This is a genomic window from Tractidigestivibacter sp., assembly GCF_057241865.1.
The window spans coordinates 1-1,804 of sequence record NZ_DBHHPX010000085.1 but is presented as its reverse complement, the minus strand read 5'-3'; the positions used below and the strand labels follow the sequence as shown (position 1 = coordinate 1,804).

The 1,804-nt window shown below is 60.1% G+C and carries 2 protein-coding genes; both read right to left on the bottom strand.

Annotated elements, in window-relative coordinates; genetic code table 11:
• The coding region (locus tag ACO59D_RS13060; RefSeq protein ID WP_485127352.1) for a hypothetical protein at window positions 1-1,340 on the bottom strand (1,340 nt) is incomplete at its 3' end.
• Between the two features lie 62 nt (window positions 1,341-1,402).
• On the bottom strand, window positions 1,403-1,630 hold the full coding sequence (locus tag ACO59D_RS13055; RefSeq protein ID WP_485127351.1) for a hypothetical protein: 228 nt from the start codon (window positions 1,628-1,630) through the stop codon (window positions 1,403-1,405).
• Between the last annotated feature and the right edge of the window lie 174 nt (window positions 1,631-1,804).

Sequence of the window (1,804 nt, the reverse complement as noted above, 5' to 3'; positions counted from 1 at the left end):
GCACCGATAAGGGTTCCTATCCCCGGTGCGAGACAAGTTCCAGCAATTCCAAGTCCAATTGCAAGACCGACCCCCGCCCCATCGACCCCAACCCTCTCGAGGCCTTCTGTTGTGGCCTCTATCCTACGCGAGCGCTCATCGAGCCAGAAGTCATCTCCATACTCGTCTGTAATGGTGAGACAAGTGTCGCCCGCGACAAAGACGGCCGCTATCGTGTAGCCTGCCTTTTTAAATCCCTCCCCAAGCTCCTTTGAGCAGAACTCAGGTGCCTTATCTGCAAGGTATTCCAGTACGCCCTGCTCCCCTCCGACATATGCGCCTGCTGCAGTGAAGGCATTGGACGTGTCACTGCCCTCGTCGTTCTCATCGTATCCCGCAGCTGCCAACAGGACGTCCCAGCTCACGCCCGTACCATCCAGGATCTCCCCCAGCTCATCGCTGCACTGTGGCGTAAGGTAGCCGCTCTCGTCCCTCGAGCCGGTCACGAGCCCAGACTGCGCGAGCGCAGCAAGGGCGGCCTTCCGCGCGTCCGGATCCATCGCCATGATCTCCTCGAGTGTATCCTCGAGTATCCTCTTTGCGCCCTGGTACCGCTGGGAGTCCTCAGGGAAGGAGCGCATGATGCACATGTTGCGCTTTACCGCTTGGGTGTTGACGGTGCCGTCCGCGTTCATGGGTTTGCTCGGCTGGGTGTTCTCGGCGACATGATTAAGCTCGTCCGTCCACCCATCATCCCAGTCGTGCCAGGAGCTTGTGGTGGGGTCAAAGGTGCTTCCCGTCAGCGCGGAGACCCCGTGGGCGATGGCGTCCCTGTAGCCAGAGAGCTCGCCCCCCTCGTAGACGTGGTTGGTCTCCTCGCAGTACGAGTAGATCTTCGAGAGCATGGCACCGGCCTTGTCGAGCTTCTCCAGGTTTGTGCCCATGCGCTCGCTGGCATCCTGGAGCTTGGTGGACTGATCGGTGGATGTGTGACTTGGGTCGTATGCGTCGTTGAAGTCCTTCTCTGCGGTGTCATAGAGCGCCTGGGCCTCTCTCTGCATCTGCAGCCACTCCTCCTCGTTGGCCGCCTCGAGGCTGCCGAACCGAGAGTTGAGCGCGTTGAATACCGTGTCGTCCCCCGTGCTGATGAGCCCGTAGGCGTAGATGATTGCAGAAAACAGCTTGTCGTAGGCGCCGACGCGTGCCTTGGCCGCTTCCCACCCTGCGCCTTGGAGCGATTCGTTCTTGGCAAAGGAGCGAGCGGCTTCCTGCAGGCGCTCGCACTCTTCGCTGAGGGACTTCATGCTGCTCGTCTTTTCGGTTATCTGCTTCTGTACGGCTGCCGGTCGTATCTGGATCATCTGCGTCTCCCCTGCATTCCCAACTGTGCGCTTGGCTAGTACGAGCTTGCCTGGCTCTCGTCCTACGAGTCGAAGGTGGCGGCAGCCGAGCAGATCGCTTCGGCATCCGCGTTGGCCGCCTCGACGAGCGAGCGCATGGCACCTATGAGGTTCCAGGCCGTGGCATACACACCACTCTCGGCAAGGGTGTTGTCATCATCGACCCCTGCGAGGTCACCGACCTCGAACTGTGACTCGAGCGCGCTTGCGTATGACTCGGCAATGTCTGAGTTGGACGTGGTCGTGCACATGGGGCACCTCATGCATTCTCTGACGGGCACACACGAAGAAGCGGTACGGAAGCCTTCCCAGCAGTGCTGCTCCCATCGCGTGATGCGGTAGGTGGGCCTGCTCCCTATCTTACAACTTAGATACACAGATGCTTATGTCTTTTTGCGAACGGACGCACCTGGTCCGTGTGGGTG